Origin of the sequence: Streptomyces sp. NPDC000345, assembly GCF_042898825.1 — a bacterium.
GTDB lineage: Bacteria > Actinomycetota > Actinomycetes > Streptomycetales > Streptomycetaceae > Streptomyces.
Genome location: NZ_JBIAZE010000005.1, coordinates 130926 through 149113 on the forward strand (window position 1 = coordinate 130926; position 18188 = coordinate 149113).

Here is an 18188-nt window from a genome sequence, read left to right on the forward strand (position 1 = left end):
TGCCTGCGATGTCCCGCGAGACTACGACGGGACGCTAATGTAGAACAAGTTTCAGACTTGATCGTTCGGGAGGCTCTGAATCTACCGGCAGGTAGATGTGCTGGGAGAAGTGGATCAGGTGATTCGCGCCACGACCCACCGCTCCCGGCCGGCCCTGCCATGCTGAGTGATCACCGACCCTCACCGACTGTCACGGAACGGGACCCATGTCTGCGGAAGAGACCCCCCGGCGCCCCGCCTCGTCCCCCCTCACGGAGCGACAGGAGGCCCGCCGCCGGCGCATCCTGCACGCGAGCGCGCAGTTGGCCAGCCGGGGCGGTTTCGACGCGGTGCAGATGCGGGAGGTCGCCGAGTCCTCGCAGGTCGCCCTCGGCACGCTCTACCGCTACTTCCCCTCCAAGGTGCATCTGCTGGTCGCCACCATGCAGGACCAGTTGGAGCAGATGCACGGCACCCTGCGGAAGAAGCCCCCGTCGGGCGAGCGTCCGGCGGAGCGCGTCGCGGAGACCCTGATGCGCGCCTTCCGCGCCCTGCAGCGCGAGCCGCATCTGGCGGACGCCATGGTCCGCGCCCTGACCTTCGCCGACCGCAGCGTCTCCCCCGAGGTCGACCAGGTCTCCCGCCAGACGACGGCGATCATCCTGGACGCGATGGGCCTCACCGACCCCACCCCGGAGCAGCTCTCGGCGGTGCGCGTCATCGAGCACACCTGGCACTCGGCCCTGATCACCTGGCTCTCCGGCCGCGCCTCCATCGCGCAGGTGCGGATCGACATCGAGACGGTGTGCCGCCTGATCGACGTGACGGACCCGCACGGGCAGGAATAGGAGCGGTCCGCCGCGGCCGGCCCGCACACGCAAGAACCTACGAGACGGGTTCCCTTCGCCGGTATTGCCCGGATCAGGTAATGGGGGTCGCCTTCCAGCCCGACTGCTGCTTTCCGGCCTCTCAGCCCGACCGTCGACGTCGGCCTCGGCGGATGCTCGCGCGTCTCGCCCAAGTCGGCTACTCCGGTCGAACTCCCTCACTCGCCTCGTAGGCCACTTCCAGAATAGACCGGACAGAGGGGGATGGAACCCCCCAAAGGCAAGATTTTTGGCGCTCAGTCCTCCGGCGGGAACACCGCCTCCCCGCTCCCGACCAGGGTGATCGTGATCGCCTCCACCGGACAGCTCTCCGCCGCCGCCAGCACCCGCTCGTTCGCGTCCGTGTCCGGGTCGGCCGGGTGGGACTGACGGGCGGTGTCGAGGCGGAAGCCGGCCGGCGCGTGGTGGACGCACTGGGCGGAACCGATGCAGAGGGACCGGTCGACGTCCACGTGCCAGCGATCCCCCATCGTTCAGCCCTCCCAGCCGGCGGGCAGGTGGATCATCTTGTGTTCGAGGTACTCGCCGTAGCCCTCCGGCCCGAACTCCCTGCCCAGCCCCGAGTTCTTGTAGCCGCCGAACGGGCCGAGCATGTCCAGGCTGAAGGTGTTGACGGAGTACGTCCCCGTACGGACCTGCCTCGCGACCTCGATGCCGTGCGCCACGTCGGCCGTCCACACGCTGCCGCTCAGCCCGTAGTCGGAGTCGTTCGCGATCTTCAGGGCCTCGGACTCGTCGCCGTAGGGGAGGAGGCAGATCACCGGGCCGAAGATCTCCTCGCGGGCGATCCGCATGGAGTTGTCGACGTCGCCGAACAGGGTCGGCTCCACGTACCAGCCGCGGTCCAGGCCCGGCGGGCGCCCGCCGCCCGTGAGGACCTTCGCCCCCTCCTCCTGGCCGATGCGGATGTAGTCGAGGTTGCGGCGCTGCTGCCGCTCGGCCACCAGCGGGCCCACCTGGGTGGCCGGGTCCAGCGGGTCACCGACGACGAGGGCGCTCGCCGCCGCGGCGAAGGCGTCGGCGAACTCGTCGTAGCGTGAGCGCGGGAGAAGGATGCGGGTCTGGGCCACACAGGCCTGCCCGTTGTTCATCCAGGCGGCCGGGACGATGCCGGCGACCGCCGTGCCGAGGTCCGCGTCGGGCAGCACGACCGCCGCCGACTTGCCGCCGAGCTCCAGGGTCACCCGGGTGAGGTTGCGGGCCGCCACCTCCATGACCCGCTTCCCGGCCGCGACCGAGCCCGTGAAGGAGACCTTGTCGACGCCGGGGTGCCCGACCAGGTACTCGCTCACCTCGCGGTCCGCCGGGAGGACGGACAGCACCCCCTCCGGCAGGCCTGCCTCCCGGGCGATGTCGGCCAGGATGTACGCGTCCAGCGGCGACTCCGGCGACGGCTTGAGGATCACCGAGCAGCCCGTGAGCAACGCGGGCGCCAGCTTGGCCGCGGCGACGAACTGGGGGACGTTCCAGGGGACGACGGCCGCGACCACGCCGACCGGCTCGCGCCGTACGAGGATCTTCCCGAGCACGCCGTCGCGCCGCTCCTCGTAGGTGAAGTTCCGGGCGACGGTGATCGCCGCGTCCCACACCATCATCGCGCCGAGGGCCTGTGCGAGGACGCTCCAGGAGTACGGGGAGCCGTTCTCTGAGGAGATCACACGGGCGATCTCCTCGTGGCGCAGGGCGATCCCGTCCTTGATGCGGGTGACGACCTCGATCCGCTCGTCGAGCGGGAGCCGGGGCCAGGGCCCCTCGTCGAACGCCCGCCGGGCGACGGCGACGGCCCGGTCCACATCGGCCGCCGAGGCGTGCGGCACCCGCCCGACGACCTCCTCGGTGTGCGGCGAGATCACCTCGATGACGTCGTCGCCCAGCGGGTCCGTCAACTCTCCGCCGATGAACAGCTTTCCGTGTTCCACGAGCTCGGCCATGGCCACTGCCTTCGTCTGCATCGTTTCTGACGGTGTTTCAGGAACTGATACCAGTTCCGGTGGAACTAAGCCAGGGTCGGGACCAAGCAGGCTCCCACCAGCGGTTTTCCACCTCGGAAAGCGCGGGGTCAGGAAACGCCCTTGTGCAACGACGCGATCAGGCGGTCAAGATCCCCGCGTGCCGTGTACGTACGGATCGGGTCGATGTAGTCGCGTGACTCGACGATCCGACCGTCCCGCACACGCATGACGAAGACGCAGGGCACCTTGGCTGTGGAGTCGTCCGGCAACGTGAACTCGTAGGCGAACTCGGCGACGATCACTTCAGGGTCGGCGGTCTCGTGCACGACGACATCGACGACACTCCGCTTCGGCAAGGACTCCCGGGCTTCCGGCGGCACCGTGAAGTGCTCCCGGAGCGCACGCCGACTCGTCAACGGCTCGGACTCCGGCGTCGCCATCGGGTGCCGGACATCGGTGACCTCGCCATACAGGTCAGGCAACTCGCTCGAGTTCCCGTCGGCGACCCCATGGACGAGCCGGAGAAACACCTCGCGCGGACTCGGACTCACGAGACCCCCCAAGCAATACGCACAGGCACGGACACGCGGCCTCACCCGAGCAGTGCTCTCGGCCCCTTCTACCTCTCGTGCGCGTACGGGGCATCCTTCCACTGCTGGATCGTGGTGGCCGCGTCAGAGCTGTGATGGTCCCGCCACACACGCCACGCGGTGCTGCGGAGATCGGCGAGGAACAGTGCCCCGACGGTCTGCGAGTCGCCGGACGTGATGGTCCGGCCGATCGTGTCCGCCAGCTCGGCCTCCTTCTCCGGGGAGTCGGCGGCGAAGAGCATGAGGACGTAGTCGGCGAAGTCGTGCGCCCAGTGATCGTGTTCGTCGGGCGCATCGGCAGACCTGGCGAGGGCTTCGATGCCGCCCTTGATCTTCTTGTAGCCGTAGCCGTCCATATCGGTACGCCAACTGGCCCAGAAGTCTCGCTCGGTCGGGGAGCCGAGCATGCCGATGAGACGAAGCAGTCGGTCCAGATCGAAGCAGTCGTGGCGGCGAGTCGTCATGACCGGGACGCTAGCGGGGCCGCTCCCGCACCGCCACGCACCTGCTGGTTATCAGCCAGAAGACAGACGCCAAGCCGCTCATGGCGGACACAGTGAAGTCCGCCGCCCGCCCCCCGCCGTCGGGCTGACGCGACGACAGACGACCGCTCCACAGCTGATCGGAACGAACCTCACAAAGCTTCCCCCCGGCCGATCTGACACACCATCAGTTCTGGTTATAGTGGGCCATGGCCTTGGGACGGAGGGCAGATGACGAGCAGCAGCGGCGATCCCCAGGTGTACGACCACGGCGGCGGAGTCCGCTCGCTGCGGGTGCCCATCCCGGACAACCCGCTCGGCCACACCCTCGTGTACGTCGTCGACACCGACCGCGGTCCGGTCCTGGTCGACACCGGCTGGGACGATCCCGCCTCCTGGGACACGCTGACCGCCGGACTGTCCGCCTGCGGCACGCCGGTCACCGAACTCCACGGTGTCGTCATCACCCACCACCACCCCGACCACCACGGCCTCTCCGGCAAGGTGCGGGAGGCGTCCGGGGCGTGGGTGGCGATGCACGCGGCGGACGCGTCGATCGTGCGGCGGACCCGTGAGACGCGCGCCGAGCGCTGGTACACGTACATGGCGGAGAAGCTGACCGCCGCGGGAGCACCCGACGAGCACATCGCCCCTCTGCGCACGGCCCGGCGCCGTACGCTTCCCGGGCTCTCCCCCGCCCTCCCCGACCGCGAGATCGTCCCCGGCGAACTGCTCGACCTGCCCGGCCGCCGGCTGCGCGCGATCTGGACCCCCGGCCACACTCCCGGCCATGTCTGCCTCCACCTGGAGGAGGAGCACCCGGCCGAACTGGCGGGCCACGGCCGTCTGTTCTCCGGCGATCATCTCCTTCCCGAGATCAGCCCCCACATCGGCCTGTACGAGGACCCCGACGACACCACCGTCACCGACCCCCTCGGCGACTACCTCGACTCCCTCGAACGCGTCGGCCGCCTCGCCCCCGCCGAGATCCTCCCGGCCCATCAGCACGCCTTCACCGACGCCCCGGCCCGGGTGCGGGAGCTGCTCACCCACCACGAGGCCCGCCTGACCGGCCTCCGCGCCCTCCTCGCCGCTCCCCTCACCCCCTGGCAGCTCGCCGAACGCATGGAGTGGAACCGCCCCTGGGAGCAGATCCCCTACGGGTCGAGGAACATCGCGGTCTCGGAGGCGGAGGCGCATCTGCGGCGGCTGGTGAAGCTGGGGCACGCGGAGGCGGTGGCGGGGAGCGATCCGGTGACGTACGTGGCGGTGTGAACCTGGAACCGGGGCGGAGGCCGGGGCGGAGGCCGCCCGGGCCGGAGGCCGGGTGACGGTGACGGTCCGGTGCGTGGAGCCCGGTGACGGGCCGCGTGAAGGTCCGCTGTGAGCGGCGCCGTTCACGGAGGCGAACCATGCCGTTCACGACACGGCCCTACGGTGCTCCCACACCCCTCCCGGACCCTCAGGTGGCGACACCCATGGACCCGATCGAGCAGCTTCTCGCCGAACGAGCCTGCCAGCGCCTGCTCCTCGACCTCGTCCGCCGTCTCGACCTCGGCGAACCCGGCTCCGTGGCCGAGCTGTTCACCGAGGACGGCACGTGGACATGGCCCGAGGGCGACCGGCTGGTCCAGGGCCGCGCCGCCCTGCGCGCCCACTTCGGCTCCCCCGCCGACCGCGACGCCCGCCGGCTGATGGCCGACGTCCGCGTCCAGGTGACGTCCCCGGACACGGCGAGGGCGACCTCGTACTTCACCACGTACCGCGTGGACGACGGCCCCGGCATCCGGGAGACCGCGCCGCCGGTCCGCATAGGCCACTACGAGGACACCCTCCACCGCACGCCCGACGGCTCCTGGCTCCTGGCGGCCCGCACGCTGCGCCTGCCCTTCGACGGCCCGACCCCCCGACTCTGACCGGCCGGGGCGCGGGGCCCCGGGGTGCCCTCACAGGCTCCCCTCAGGCGGTCGGCTACCTGCGGGTAGAGTGACCGCGTCGTCATCACACCCGTACGGGGGGAAGCCGGTGCAATTCCGGCGCTGACCCGCAACCGTGAACCACCGCGCCGGTGGTGAGCCGGACTGCCCCGTGCGGACGTTGACCGGCTCACGTGCGCGGCAGCCCGCCGTCGCACGGCACCGTCGAGGTCTACGGAGCCGAGCCGCCGGGATGTCCCGTGCTGCCCGGCTCCCGGACCTCCCGACCGGGAGAGGCACCCGCCGATCATGAAGTTCCGCCACAGCGCCGCGGCCCTGGCCGCCACCACCGCCGCAGTCCTGGGTGCCGCCGTCCCGTCCGTCGCCGCCACCCCCACGCCGTCGGCCGCGATACCCGACGGCCTGTACGGCACCGCCGACCCGACGTACGACGGCGTGTGGCGCCAGTCGCTGGCGCTGCTCGCGCAGGACACCGTGGGCGTGGTCCCCGCCGACCGGGCCGTCGCGTGGCTGGCGGGGCAGCAGTGCGCCAACGGGGCGTTCGCGCCGTTCCGCGCCGACACCACCAAGGCCTGCGCCGCCGGACTCCAGGTCGACACCAACAGCACCGCCGCCGCCGTCCAGGCGCTGGCCGCCGTCGGCGGGCACGACGGCGTGACCGGCAAGGCCGTCACCTGGCTGAAGTCCGCGCAGAACACCGACGGCGGCTGGGGCTACTCCCCCGGCGGGGCCAGCGACGCCAACTCGACGTCCGTCGTCATCGGCGCGCTGACCGCCGTGGGAGAGAAGCCGGCGGATGTCCGCAAGGGCGGCCGGTCCCCGTACGACGCCCTGATGAAGCTCGCCCTGCCGTGCGAGGGCGAGGGCGCGGGCGCCTTCGCCTACCAGCCGGACAAGAAGGGCGGGCTGGCCGCCAACGCGGACGCGACGGCCGCGGGCGTGGTGGGCGCGCTCGGCAGGGGCCTGGTGGTGACCTCGGGCAAGGAGGCGGCCGCGGCCTGCGCCGACGCCGACCGGCCGACGCCGGGGCAGGTGGCGGCCAACGGCGCCTCCTACCTCGCGCGGGCGCTCGCCGGGAACGGGTACCTCACCTCCGTCCTCCCCGGCGCGCAGGACCAGCCCGACTACGGCAACACCGCCGACGCGGTGGTCGCGCTCGCCGCGCAGGGCGGGGCCGCCCAGGCCACGAAGCCCCTGCGGTGGCTGGAGCGGAACTCCGCGGCCTGGGCGCGGCAGAGCGGCCCCGCCGCGTACGCCCAGCTCATCTTCGCGGCACACGCCACGGGCACCGACCCCCGCGACTTCGGCGGCACCGACCTGGTCGCGAAGCTCAACGCGACGGGTCCCGCGCCGCAGGCCACGGAGAACGCGGCGGAGAAGCCGGACCGGAAGGACGAGGGCGACGACGGGTACGGCACGTGGTGGACCATCGGTGTCTTCCTCGTCGCCGGTGTCGGCATCGGCTTCCTGATCAGCGGCCGCAGGAAGCAGCAGCCGTGAGGCGCCGCCGCTGCGTCCTGCTCCTCGCCGCGCTGTTCCTGACCCTGGCGGGCACCGGCCCGGCCCACGCCACCGGCTACCGCTACTGGTCCTTCTGGGAACGCGCCGGCGGCCACTGGTCGTACGCCACCCAGGGGCCGGGCACCGCCCGCCCCTCCGACGGCGACGTCCAGGGCTTCCGCTTCGCGGTCAGCGCGGACTCCGAGGACGCGTCCCGGCCCCGGGGCGCGGCCTCCTTCGGCGCGATCTGCGCGCGGACGCCCGCGAAGTCCGGCACGAAGCGGGTGGCCCTGGTCATCGACTTCGGCACCCGGCGGGACGCCCCGTCCGGCGCGACCCCGCCCGCCCCGCGCCGGGCCTGCGCCCGGGTCTCCCCCGAGGCCACGACGGCAGAGGCCCTGGCCTCCGTCGCCAAGCCCCTCCGCTACGACACGAACGCCCTGCTGTGCGCGATCGCGGGGTACCCGAGGACGGGGTGCGGGGAGCAGGTGTCGGCGCGGCCCGAGGCGGAGCCCGACCCCGACGGCGGGCCGTCGGTGGGCGTGTACGCGGGCGCGGCGGTGGTGGCGGTCCTGGCAGCGGCAGCGGTCCGGCAGGCCCGGCGGCGCGGGAATGCGTGACGAGCGCGGCCGCGGGCAGGCGTACCGCCGGGGCGGCACGGGTGGGCGGCGCGGGTCCCTCCGCCCGGACGGAGCCGGGAGCGGAGGCGGCACCCCGCAAGCGCGGGCCGGCGCCGTCTCACGGCACCCCCGCTCCACCCAGTCGGCTCCGGCCGGCGCCGTCTCGCGGCAGCCCCGCTCCGCCCCGCCGGCTCCGGCCGCCGCTTTCGCCCCCGCCCGGTTCCACCCCGCCGCCTGGTGGCTCTGGTCCCTCTCCCTCGGCACCGCCGCGACCCGCACCACCAACCCCCTCCTCCTCGCGCTCCTCCTCACCACCTCCGCCTACGTCGTGGTCACCTGCCGCCCCCGAACCCCCGCCCCCTGGGCCCGCTCCTACCCCGCCTTCCTCAAACTCGCCCTCGCCGTCATAGCCATCCGCCTCCTGTTCACCCTCACCCTCGGCTCCGCCGTCCCCGGCACCCACACCCTGCTCACCCTCCCCGAAGTCCCCCTCCCGGCCTGGGCCCAGGGCATCCGTCTCGGCGGACGGGTGACCGCCGAAGCCCTTCTGTTCTCCCTCTACGACGCCCTCCGCCTCGCCACCCTGCTGGTCTGCGTCGGCGCCGCGAACGCGCTGGCGAGTCCCTCCCGCCTCCTCAAGTCCCTCCCCGGCGCGCTGTACGAGACGGGCGTGGCCGTCGTCGTGGCCCTCACCTTCGCCCCGAACCTCATCGCCGACGTCCACCGCCTGCGCGCCGCCCGCCGTCTGCGCGGCCGCCCGGACCGAGGCGTGCGGGGCCTGCTCCAGGTGGGCCTCCCGGTCCTCGAGGGCGCCCTCGAACGCTCCGTCGCCCTCGCCGCCGCGATGGACGCCCGGGGCTACGGCCGTACCGCCGACGTCCCCGCCCCCGTCCGCCGTACGACGACGGCCCTCACCCTCGGCGGCCTGCTCGGCGTCTGCGCGGGAACGTACGGGCTCCTGGCCGCCGCCGGAGCCGGCTACGGCCTCCCCCTCCTCCTCGCCGGCCTCACCGCCGCCCTCGCCGGACTGCGCCTGGGCGGCCGCCGTTCCCCCCGCACCCGCTACCGTCCGGACCGCTGGACCCCGCGCGCCTGTCTGACGGCCGTCTCCGGCATCGCGACCGCCGCGCTGCTCACCCTCGCCGCCACCACGGACCCGGCGGCCCTGCACCCCGGGGTGGTCCCGCTGAGCGCGCCCACCCTCCCGCTCTGGCCCGCGGCGGCCGTCCTCCTGGGCCTCCTGCCCGCCTTCCTGCACAAGGAGCAGCCGTCGTGATCCGCTTCGAGAACGTCTCCGTGACCTACGACGGCATGTCCCGGCCGACCCTCCACCAGGTCGACTTCACGATCCCCGAGGGCGAACTCGTCCTGCTCGCTGGCCCGTCCGGGGTCGGCAAGTCGACGCTGCTCGGCACGGTCTGCGGCCTCGTCCCGCACTTCACCGGGGGCACCCTGCACGGCCGGGTCACGGTCGCCGGCCGTGACACCCGGACCCACAAGCCCCGTGAACTCGCCGACGTGGTGGGGACGGTGGGCCAGGATCCGCTCTCCCACTTCGTGACGGACACGGTGGAGGAGGAACTGGCCTACGGCATGGAGTCGCTGGGCCTGTCCCCGGAGGTCATGCGCCGCCGCGTCGAGGAGACCCTCGACCTCCTCGGCCTCGCCGCCCTGCGCGACCGTCCCCTCGCCTCCCTCTCCGGCGGGCAGCAGCAGCGCGTGGCGATCGGCTCGGTGCTCACCCCGCACCCCCGCGTCCTCGTCCTCGACGAACCGACCTCCGCCCTCGACCCGGCCGCCGCCGAGGAGGTCCTCGCGGTGCTGCTCCGGCTCGTCCACGACCTCGGTACGACCGTGCTGCTCGCGGAGCACCGTCTGGAACGCGTGCTGCAGTACGCCGACCAGGTCGCCCTCCTCCCGGCCCCGGCCACGGCCCCGCTCCTCGGCTCCCCGGCGGAGATGATGGCCGTGTCCCCGGTGTACCCGCCGGTGGTGGATCTGGGCCGCCTCGCGGGCTGGACCCCCCTCCCCCTGACCGTCCGCGACGCCCGCCGCCGCGCGACGGACCTCCGCGAGCGCCTGACCCCCCACGAGACCACCCCGCCGGACAGGACCCGGAACTCCCCGCCGACCCCACCCCGGCCCACCCCGGCCCACGGCGACACAGCGCCCCCGCCCCCGAGCCCCACCCCCGGCGCCCCGAGCACCCCACCGACCGCACCCCGGGTCGCCCCGCCCGACCCGCCCACAGCCACCGCCCCCGGCACCCCAACACCCCCGGCCTTCGGCAACACGGCGGCCCCGTCCCCGGACCGCACGTCCGCCCCCACCGCACCCCGGTCGTCCGCGCCCCGGCGCCTCTCCTTCTCCTTCTGGCGCAAGCGCGCCGGCGTCGCCCCCGGCGTGTCCGGCGCGTCAGGCGCGTCCGGTGAAGTAGGTGCCCCCGTCGCCGAAGCGCGTGCGCTCGCCGTGCGCCGTGACCGTGTCCAGGCGCTCCGGCGCGTCGACCTCGCCGTGGGTCCCGGGGAGACCGTCGCGCTCATGGGCCGCAACGGCGCCGGAAAGTCCACCCTTCTCTCCGCCTTCGTGGGCCTCGTCGAGCCGTCCGCCGGGGCGGTCCGCGTCGGCGGCGCGACCCCGCACCGCACACCGCCCCGCGACCTGGTGCGCCGGGTCGGGCTGGTCCCGCAGGAGCCCCGTGACCTGCTGTACGCGGACACGGTGGGCGCCGAGTGCGCGGCCGCCGACCGGGACGCGGGGGCCGCGCCCGGCACCTGCCGTGAACTGGTCGGCGAGCTCCTCCCCGGGATCACCGACGGCACCCATCCGCGCGACCTCTCCGAGGGCCAGCGCCTCACACTCGCGCTCGCCGTCGTCCTGACCGCCCGTCCGCCTCTCCTCCTCCTCGACGAACCGACCCGGGGCCTGGACTACGCGGCCAAGGCCCGTCTGGTGGCCGTCCTGCGCGGGCTGGCCGCGGCGGGTCACGCGATCGTCCTCGCGACGCACGACGTGGAACTGGCCGCCGAGCTGGCCCACCGGGTCGTCCTGCTCGCCGACGGCGAGGTGATCGCCGACGGCCCGACGGCGGAGGTGGTCGTGTCCTCGCCCTCCTTCGCCCCGCAGGTGACGAAGATCCTGGCCCCGCAGCCCTGGCTCACCGTGGCGCAGGTGAGGGAGGCGCTTTCGTGACCCGTACCAGGGCCGTCCCGCTGGGCCCGCGTTCCCTCGTCTCCCTCGTGCTGGTCAGCGCGGTCGGCGTCGTCGCCTTCACCTGGCCCTTCCTCGCCCCGCCCGCCTCCGCCCTGAACGCCCACGCCCAGGACGCCCCCTGGCTCTTCGCGGGCCTGCTGGTGCTGCTGGTGGCGGTGGTGGCGGCCACGATCTCGGAGTCCGGTCTCGGCCCGAAGGCGGTCGCCATGCTGGGCGTGCTCGCCGCCACGGGGGCCGCGCTGCGCCCGATCGGGGCGGGCACGGCGGGCATCGAGCCCATGTTCTTCCTGATGGTGCTGAGCGGCCGGGTTCTCGGGGCGGGCTTCGGCTTCGTCCTCGGCTCGGTCACGATGTTCGCGTCCGCCCTGCTGACCGGCGGGGTGGGCCCCTGGATGCCGTTCCAGATGCTGGCGATGGGCTGGTTCACGATGGGCGCCGGCCTGCTCCCGGGCCGGGCCGGCCTGCGCGGCCGTGCGGAACTCGCGCTGCTGTCCCTGTACGGCTTCCTCGCCGCCTTCGCCTACGGCACGGCGATGAACATGGCCGGCTGGCCGTTCATGGGCACGCTCGCCTCGCGCATCGCCTTCGACCCGGAGGCGGCGGTGCCGGCGAACCTGGCCCGCTTCGTCGCGTACTGCGTGGCGACGTCGCTCGGCTGGGACCTGGGAAGGGCGGTCGTGACCGTGGTGCTGACGGCGACCCTCGGCCCGGCGGTCCTGCGCGCGCTGCGCAGGGCCACCCGCCGGGCCGCCTTCGAGGCGCCGGTCACATTCGACGCGCCCGCTCCGTGAACGCTCGTACGCCCACTGTCATCCGATCGCCCGTGAGCGGTGAAGCACCCCACATGACTCACATCACCTACTACTCGCCCTAGTGGTGCATTTCGGACGCCATGGTCATGACATTAGGCCCTCTGACCTGCGGATTGAGAGCCAGGTCACACAAACGACCTTCACCTCAAGTACGGCCACAACTAGCAAAAGGGGTCTTTGCGGACGTCCCCCGATCCTGCTTCTCTGGATGACGTCGCACGGCGCCGACAAGCCCCCGGGCCTCGGCGCCGACGCATGCAGCCACCCACCGCACCTCACGCGGAGCGGCCACGCACCGCGTGACTCCGGCATGCCGGCGACCACCCTCGTCCCCGAAGAAAAAGGTTCTCCGTGTCCGTCTCCGTCATCCGCCGCATCGCTTCCCCCAAGAAGGCCCTCACCGCCGTCGCCGTGGCCGCCGCCACCGCCGGCATGGCCCTGTCCGCGGCGCCCGCCCACGCGGCCCCCGCGACCTCGGCCACCCAGGCCCAGGCGATCGCGCACAAGATGATCCCGGACGCGGCTCAGTACAAGGCCTTCGCCAACATCGTGAAGCACGAGAGCAACTGGGACGTCGACGCCACCAACGCGTCCTCCGGCGCCTACGGCCTCGTCCAGGCGCTGCCCGGCTCCAAGATGGCCTCGGCCGGCTCCGACTGGAAGACCAACGCCGCCACCCAGATCAAGTGGGGTCTGGACTACATGAACTCCCGCTACGGCAGCCCGGTCGCCGCCTGGAACTTCTGGCAGGCCAACGGCTGGTACTGAGCCACGCCCACCTCGTAGACGCGAAGGCGGCGGTCCCCCGATCCCCGGGGACCGCCGCCTTCGCCGTTTCCCCCTCTCGGCGTGGTCCACTGAGCCGGTGACCACCGAGCCCCGCGCGAAGGACCCCGAGGCACGCGGCGTGCGCCTCACTCCCGTCCTGCTCGTCCTGACCGTGGTCAGCGGCCTGATCGACGCGATCAGCTACCTCGGTCTCGGCCGTGTCTTCACCGCGAACATGACGGGCAACGTGGTGGTCCTCGGCTTCGCCGCCGCGGGCGCCCCCGGATTCTCGGTCCGGCACACCGCGACCTCCCTGGCCTTCTTCCTCGCGGGCGCGACCACCGGCGGCCGGATCGTACGGGGCACCGGCGCCGGCTCCCGCCGCGTCCGGACCCGGGTCACCCTCGGCGCCGAAGCCGTGCTGCTGGCGGCCGCGGCCACCGTGGCCCATCTCACGGCGGAGGACGGCCGGCTCCGCGTGTACGCGGTCATCGCCCTCACCGCCTTCGCGATGGGCCTGCGCAACGCGACCGTCCAGAAACTCGCCGTGCCGGCCCTCACCACGACCACGGTCGTCACCATGACCCTGACCGGCCTGGCCTCCGACTCCCACGCGGCCGGCGGCTCGGACCGGCGCTCCCGCCGTCGCGCGGCGGCCGTGACGGCGATGTTCGCGGGGGCGGTCCTGGGCGCGGCCCTGGTCCTCCATCACGGCATCGCCGCCCCGCTGCTGCTGGCGGCGGTGATGTCGGGAGTGCTGGCGCTGCTGGCCTCCGGCAGGGAGTGAGCCCGTCGGACCGTGCGGGTCATCCGGCCCGGTGGCGCTGATAGTGACGGGCGACGCGCACCCGGTTCCCGCAGCGGGAGGCCGAGCACCAGCGGCGGCGCGGATGGGCGGCCAGGAAGAGCATCACGCAGTCGTCGGCCTCGCACTCCCGGATCGCGGTGACCGCCGGATCGGCCAGCAGTGCGGCAGCGGCCTCCGCGAGACAGGCGGCCAGTCGCCGGCCCGGTGAGCCCTCGCGCCTGCGGGTGACGGCCACCGCCGAGCCGTCCCAGGCCAGTTCGTCGATCGCCGGCGCGGCCCGCTGCGCCTCGTTGAGCGCCGCCAGGTCGGCGGCGGACGGCGGGTCCGCGCGGCGGACGCGGTCGAGAGCCCGGGCGGCGTGGTCCCGTACGGCACGTACGGCGGCGAGGTCCGCGTCGGTGACCTCCCGCGGCACCGCCTCCGCGAGACGGTCGGCCTCGAGGACCCACCAGGCCCGCAGGTCAGCCGGGGTCGCGAGCAGATCACCGGCGGCCGGACGGGTGTTGACCAGGTCCAGCGCCAGCGGCTCTCCGGTCAGCGGCACGAGATCACTCATACGCCTAATGCTACATCGCGGCGTTGACACGTTAGCCGCGCCTCGCATACCTTCACGGCCGTGACTAATGCATGAAATGCCGATGGAAGGATTAGGAATGTCCGCTTCCCCCGCCCGCACCGCTCATCGCCATGTCGACGTCGACGGCGTCCGCGTCTTCTACCGGGAGTCGCTCCCCGACCGGGCCGACGCCCCGGTCCTGCTGCTCCTGCACGGCTTCCCGTCCGGCTCCCACCAGTTCCGCCGCCTCATCGACGTACTGGGCAGCCGTTACCGGCTGATCGCCCCGGACTGTCCCGGGTTCGGGCACACCGAGGCGCCGGAAGGCTTCACCTATACGTTCGACCGGCTCGCCGACATCACCGAGGGCCTGCTCCAGCGGCTCGGCCTCGACCGGTTCGTGATGTACGTCTTCGACTTCGGCGCCCCCGTCGGCTTCCGCATCGCCGAACGCCACCCCGAATGGATCGCCGGGCTGGTCGTGCAGAACGGCAACGCCTACGAGGAGGGCCTCTCCGAGGCGGCCCGCGGCCTGCTCGCCCTGACCCCCGGCACCCCGGGCGCCGAGGACGCCGTACGCGACATCCTCACTCTCGGCGGCACCCGCGGCCAGTACGAGACCGGCGTGAGGGACCCCGAGCTGATCGCCCCGGACGGCTGGACCCTCGACCAGCACTTCCTGGACCTGCCCGGCCGCAAGGAGGCCCAGGTCGCGCTGTTCTTCGACTACCCCTCCAACGTCGAGCGGTACCCCGCCTGGCAGGCGTGGCTGCGCGAGCACACCCCGCCCGCCCTCATCGCCTGGGGAAGCCACGACCCGTTCTTCCCCGAGCCCGGGGCGCACGCCTACCTGCGCGACCTGCCCGACGCCGAACTCCACCTCTTCGACACCGGCCACTTCGCCCTGGAGACCCACCTGGCGGAGATCGCGCCGCTGATCGCGGACTTCCTGGACCGGGTGCCGCTCCCCGTCACCCGGCGCTGACCCGCAGCTCCTTCACCCCGTTGATCCAGGCCGACCGCAGCCGCCGGGGATCGTCGACGAGCCGCAGGTCCGGCATGGCGTCGGCGACGGCGTTGAAGATGAGGTCGATCTCCAGCACCGCGAGGGACTTGCCGAGGCAGAAGTGCGGCCCGCCGCCGCCGAACCCGAGATGCGGATTCGGATCCCGCAGGACGTCGAAGTCGTCGGGCCGGTCGAACACCTCGGGATCGTGGTTGGCGGAGGCGTAGAAGATCCCGACCCGGTCCCCCTTCCTGATCAGCTTGCCGCCGAGTTCGGTGTCCTGGGTGGCGGTGCGCTGGAAGGAGACGACGGGCGTGGCCCATCGCACGATCTCCTCGGCGGCGGTGGAGGGCCTCTCCCGTTTGTAGAGCTCCCACTGCCCGGGGTGCGTGAGGAAGGCGTGCATCCCGTGCGTGATGGCGTTGCGGGTGGTCTCGTTCCCGGCGACGGCGAGCATGAGCACGAAGAACCCGAACTCGTCGGAGTTCAGGTTCCCCTCGTCCTCGGCGGCCACGAGGGTGGAGACGATGTCGTGCGCCGGACACCGCTTGCGTTCCGCGGCCATGTTCATCGCGTACGAGATCAGCTCGGCGGCGGACTGCTGGCCGACCTCCTCGGTGATGGCGTACTCGGGATCGTCGTACGCGATCATCTTGTTGGACCACTCGAAGATCTTGGCCCGGTCGTCCTGGGGGATGCCGATCAGCTCGGCGATGGCCTGCAGGGGCAGCTCGCAGGCGACGGACGTGACGAAGTCGAAGGGGCCGTCCTGTCCGCGGGCGCCCGCGACGATGTCCCGCGCCCGCAGCCGCAGCCGCTCCTCCAGCCCCCGGATCGCCCGGGGCGTGAACCCGCGCTGCACGATCTGCCGTACACGCGTGTGTTCGGGGGGATCCATGTTGAGAAGGATGAACCGCTGGGCGTCGATCGACTCCCGCGGGATGTGGTCGTTGAACCGGATGATCGCGGTGTTGAGGTAGGAGGAGAAGAGCTCGGGGTGCGTGGACACGTATTTCACATCCGCGTGCCGGGTCACGGCCCAGTACCCCTCGTCCTGGAAGCCGGCGGCATTGCCCGACTGCGGGATCCAGCGGACCGGTTCGGCCCGCCGCAGCTCGGCGAACTCCGGGAGGGGAACACGGTGATGCAGCAGGTCGGGATCGGTGAAGTCGAACCCGTCGGGAAGCGCTGGACAGGGCATGGGCAGCTCCAGCCAGAGGGCGACTTTTTCTGACGGCTCATCAGAAACAGATTGCGGTGAAGGTAGTTGAGGCGTCTGAAGGCTGCAAGACCCTTGCGGTGACGCACATCACGTCCGCAGACTGCTCGGAAGAACTAGAACACGTACTAGTTCCTCGGAGGAGGATCCGCACCCATGGCCGCCGAACCCGTGATCGTGGAAGCAGTCCGCACCCCCATCGGCAAGCGCGGCGGCGCGCTGGCCAACCTGCACCCCGCCTACCTCCTGGGCGAGACCTACCGTGAACTCCTCGGCCGCACCGGCATCCCGGCCGACGCGGTCGAACAGATCGTCGGCGGCACGGTGACCCACGCCGGCGAACAGTCCATGAACCCGGCCCGCACCGCCTGGCTGACCATGGGTCTCCCCTACGAGACCGCCGCCACGACGGTCGACTGCCAGTGCGGCTCCTCGCAGCAGGCGTCGCACATGACGGCGAACATGATCGCGGCGGGCGTCATCGACGTCGGTGTCTCGTGCGGAGTGGAGGCGATGTCGAGGGTCCCCCTCGGCTCCGGCTCGAAGCACGGCCCGGGAAAACCGTTCCCGGAGGAGTGGAACGTCGACCTGCCGAACCAGTTCGAGGCGGCGGAACGCATCGCCCGCCACCGCGGCCTGACGAGGAAGGACGTGGACGAACTGGGCCTGCTGTCCCAGTCCCGGGCCGCGGTGGCCTGGTCGGAGGAACGCTTCAAGCGCGAGACCTTCGCGGTCCAGGTCCCGACGACGGAGGAGGAGCAGGCGGCGGGCCAGGGCATGTGGCGCCTCGTCGACAAGGACGAGGGCCTGCGGGACACGACCGCGGAGGCGCTCGCGGGCCTGAAGCCGATCATGCCGACCGCCGTCCACACCGCGGGCAACTCGTCCCAGATCAGCGACGGCGCGGCCGCGATCATGTGGGCGTCGAAACGGATGGCCCGCGCCCTGAAGCTGAAGCCCAGGGCACGGATCGTGGCCCAGGCGCTGGTCGGCGCGGACCCGCACTTCCACCTCGACGGGCCCATCGACGCGACACGAGCGGTGCTGGGCAAGGCAGGCATGTCGTTGAAGGACATCGACCTGGTCGAGATCAACGAGGCGTTCGCGTCGGTGGTGCTGAGCTGGGCGAAGGTCTTCGGGGCGGACCTGTCGAAGGTCAACGTCAACGGCGGCGCGATCGCCCTCGGCCACCCGGTCGGAGCGACGGGCGCCCGCCTGATCACGACGGCCCTCCACGAACTGGAGCGCACGGACAAGGAGTTCGCCCTGATCACCATGTGCGCGGGGGGTGCGCTGGCGACGGGGACGATCATCCAGCGGGTGTAGTCGCGGACTTCCGCTGCGCGCCGCACCCCAACTGGCCGTCGATCTGCGCCTCGGTCCTGGCGCCGTCCCTCGTCCAGTACTCCCCCGCCCCCAGCTTCGCCTTCCCGAGGGTGCGCACGGTGAAGACGTCGTCGCGGCCGTCGCCGGCCGGGTCCTGGTAGCTCACGCCGATGTGGGGTGGGACGGAGGACCCGGCCGGGCGGGGCGAGTGCCGGGCGAAGCCCGCTCCCGTCCAGAGGGTGACCACTCCCGCGCGGACCGACGGCGAGGTGGGGCCGGAGGCCCACCACACGACGCGGGGGGCGTCGTGCTCGTCGTCGTCGACGTCGTAGACCTCCACGCGGCGGATCTCGTCCGTGGGGCAGACGGGGATCTTGACGACGATCGTGTCGCCGTCCGCCCGGGCTCCGAAGTACGGGGGCACGGGATGGGAAGGCGCCAGGAGGCATCCGGACGCCGCCATCGGGGTCAGCGCCGCCAGGAGCGCCCACCGGACGGTTCGCCCGCGACCGGGTGCGCGCACGTCTGTCATG

Annotated in this window: 19 protein-coding genes and 2 riboswitches; of the genes, 12 read left to right on the forward strand and 7 right to left on the reverse strand. The window is 72.5% G+C overall.

From position 1 onward, the window contains the following. Window positions 1-206 precede the first annotated feature (206 nt). Window positions 207-827 (forward strand): TetR family transcriptional regulator, encoded by a 621-nt coding sequence (locus tag ACFY30_RS13695; protein ID WP_390845385.1) that lies wholly within the window; start codon window positions 207-209, stop codon window positions 825-827. A 33-nt stretch (window positions 828-860) separates the two neighbouring features. Then, a riboswitch (TPP riboswitch) is annotated at window positions 861-1036 on the reverse strand. Window positions 1037-1102: 66 nt separating this feature from the next. Here the strand turns inward: ACFY30_RS13695 and ACFY30_RS13700 are convergent. The 4 genes from ACFY30_RS13700 to ACFY30_RS13715 all read right to left on the reverse strand — a co-directional run bounded on the left by ACFY30_RS13700 (window position 1103) and on the right by ACFY30_RS13715 (window position 3872). Continuing rightward, on the reverse strand, window positions 1103-1336 hold the full coding sequence (locus ACFY30_RS13700) for a ferredoxin (protein ID WP_390655610.1): 234 nt from the start codon (window positions 1334-1336) through the stop codon (window positions 1103-1105). Window positions 1337-1339: 3 nt separating this feature from the next. Then, complete coding sequence (locus ACFY30_RS13705; protein ID WP_390845738.1) at window positions 1340-2797, reverse strand: aldehyde dehydrogenase; 1458 nt, start codon at window positions 2795-2797, stop codon at window positions 1340-1342. Between the two features lie 128 nt (window positions 2798-2925). Further along, on the reverse strand, window positions 2926-3348 hold the full coding sequence (locus ACFY30_RS13710) for a nuclear transport factor 2 family protein (RefSeq protein WP_390845386.1): 423 nt from the start codon (window positions 3346-3348) through the stop codon (window positions 2926-2928). A gap of 89 nt (window positions 3349-3437) precedes the next feature. Next, the gene (locus tag ACFY30_RS13715) at window positions 3438-3872 is read right to left on the reverse strand and encodes a hypothetical protein (RefSeq protein WP_390845387.1); all 435 of its coding nucleotides are present in this window, start codon (window positions 3870-3872) and stop codon (window positions 3438-3440) included. Window positions 3873-4121: 249 nt separating this feature from the next. Between ACFY30_RS13715 and ACFY30_RS13720 the strand changes: the two genes are divergently transcribed. The 9 genes from ACFY30_RS13720 to ACFY30_RS13760 all read left to right on the forward strand — a co-directional run bounded on the left by ACFY30_RS13720 (window position 4122) and on the right by ACFY30_RS13760 (window position 13527). Then, window positions 4122-5165, forward strand: a complete 1044-nt coding sequence (locus ACFY30_RS13720) for an MBL fold metallo-hydrolase (protein ID WP_390845388.1) — start codon at window positions 4122-4124, stop codon at window positions 5163-5165. A gap of 203 nt (window positions 5166-5368) precedes the next feature. Continuing rightward, a complete protein-coding gene (locus ACFY30_RS13725) occupies window positions 5369-5806 on the forward strand; it encodes a nuclear transport factor 2 family protein (RefSeq protein ID WP_390845389.1) in 438 nt (145 codons plus the stop codon). 59 nt (window positions 5807-5865) lie between these two features. After that, a riboswitch (cobalamin riboswitch) is annotated at window positions 5866-5999 on the forward strand. A 116-nt stretch (window positions 6000-6115) separates the two neighbouring features. Further along, complete coding sequence (locus tag ACFY30_RS13730) at window positions 6116-7327, forward strand: prenyltransferase/squalene oxidase repeat-containing protein (protein ID WP_390845390.1); 1212 nt, start codon at window positions 6116-6118, stop codon at window positions 7325-7327. Next, on the forward strand, window positions 7324-7947 hold the full coding sequence (locus ACFY30_RS13735; RefSeq protein ID WP_390845391.1) for an SCO2322 family protein: 624 nt from the start codon (window positions 7324-7326) through the stop codon (window positions 7945-7947). The genes ACFY30_RS13730 and ACFY30_RS13735 overlap by 4 nt, the downstream gene beginning before the upstream one ends. After that, window positions 7940-9223, forward strand: a complete 1284-nt coding sequence (locus ACFY30_RS13740; RefSeq protein ID WP_390845392.1) for an energy-coupling factor transporter transmembrane protein EcfT — start codon at window positions 7940-7942, stop codon at window positions 9221-9223. The genes ACFY30_RS13735 and ACFY30_RS13740 overlap by 8 nt, the downstream gene beginning before the upstream one ends. Then, a complete protein-coding gene (locus tag ACFY30_RS13745; protein ID WP_390845393.1) occupies window positions 9220-11139 on the forward strand; it encodes an ABC transporter ATP-binding protein in 1920 nt (639 codons plus the stop codon). Before ACFY30_RS13740 ends, ACFY30_RS13745 begins: the two co-directional genes overlap by 4 nt. After that, window positions 11136-11951, forward strand: a complete 816-nt coding sequence (locus ACFY30_RS13750; RefSeq protein WP_390845394.1) for an ECF transporter S component — start codon at window positions 11136-11138, stop codon at window positions 11949-11951. The genes ACFY30_RS13745 and ACFY30_RS13750 overlap by 4 nt, the downstream gene beginning before the upstream one ends. 372 nt (window positions 11952-12323) lie before the next feature. Further along, the gene (locus tag ACFY30_RS13755; RefSeq protein ID WP_390655600.1) at window positions 12324-12740 is read left to right on the forward strand and encodes a transglycosylase SLT domain-containing protein; all 417 of its coding nucleotides are present in this window, start codon (window positions 12324-12326) and stop codon (window positions 12738-12740) included. Window positions 12741-12837: 97 nt separating this feature from the next. Next, the gene (locus ACFY30_RS13760; RefSeq protein WP_390845395.1) at window positions 12838-13527 is read left to right on the forward strand and encodes a YoaK family protein; all 690 of its coding nucleotides are present in this window, start codon (window positions 12838-12840) and stop codon (window positions 13525-13527) included. Between the two features lie 19 nt (window positions 13528-13546). Here the strand turns inward: ACFY30_RS13760 and ACFY30_RS13765 are convergent, their stop codons facing one another. After that, complete coding sequence (locus ACFY30_RS13765; protein ID WP_390845396.1) at window positions 13547-14104, reverse strand: CGNR zinc finger domain-containing protein; 558 nt, start codon at window positions 14102-14104, stop codon at window positions 13547-13549. A 97-nt stretch (window positions 14105-14201) separates the two neighbouring features. On the opposite strand from ACFY30_RS13765, the gene ACFY30_RS13770 reads away from it, so the two are divergent. After that, window positions 14202-15089 (forward strand): alpha/beta fold hydrolase, encoded by an 888-nt coding sequence (locus tag ACFY30_RS13770; RefSeq protein WP_390845397.1) that lies wholly within the window; start codon window positions 14202-14204, stop codon window positions 15087-15089. Here ACFY30_RS13770 and ACFY30_RS13775 read toward each other — a convergent pair. Beyond that, entirely contained in the window at window positions 15076-16311 is a 1236-nt protein-coding gene (locus ACFY30_RS13775) for a cytochrome P450 (protein ID WP_390845398.1), read from the reverse strand. The genes ACFY30_RS13770 and ACFY30_RS13775 overlap by 14 nt on opposite strands. 174 nt (window positions 16312-16485) lie before the next feature. Between ACFY30_RS13775 and ACFY30_RS13780 the strand changes: the two genes are divergently transcribed. Continuing rightward, entirely contained in the window at window positions 16486-17655 is a 1170-nt protein-coding gene (locus tag ACFY30_RS13780) for a steroid 3-ketoacyl-CoA thiolase (protein ID WP_390845399.1), read from the forward strand. Here the strand turns inward: ACFY30_RS13780 and ACFY30_RS13785 are convergent. After that, window positions 17639-18187: a hypothetical protein gene (locus tag ACFY30_RS13785; protein ID WP_390845400.1), complete on the reverse strand. Its 549-nt coding sequence runs from the start codon at window positions 18185-18187 to the stop codon at window positions 17639-17641. The two genes, ACFY30_RS13780 and ACFY30_RS13785, sit on opposite strands and share 17 nt — an antisense overlap. Between the last annotated feature and the right edge of the window lies 1 nt (window position 18188).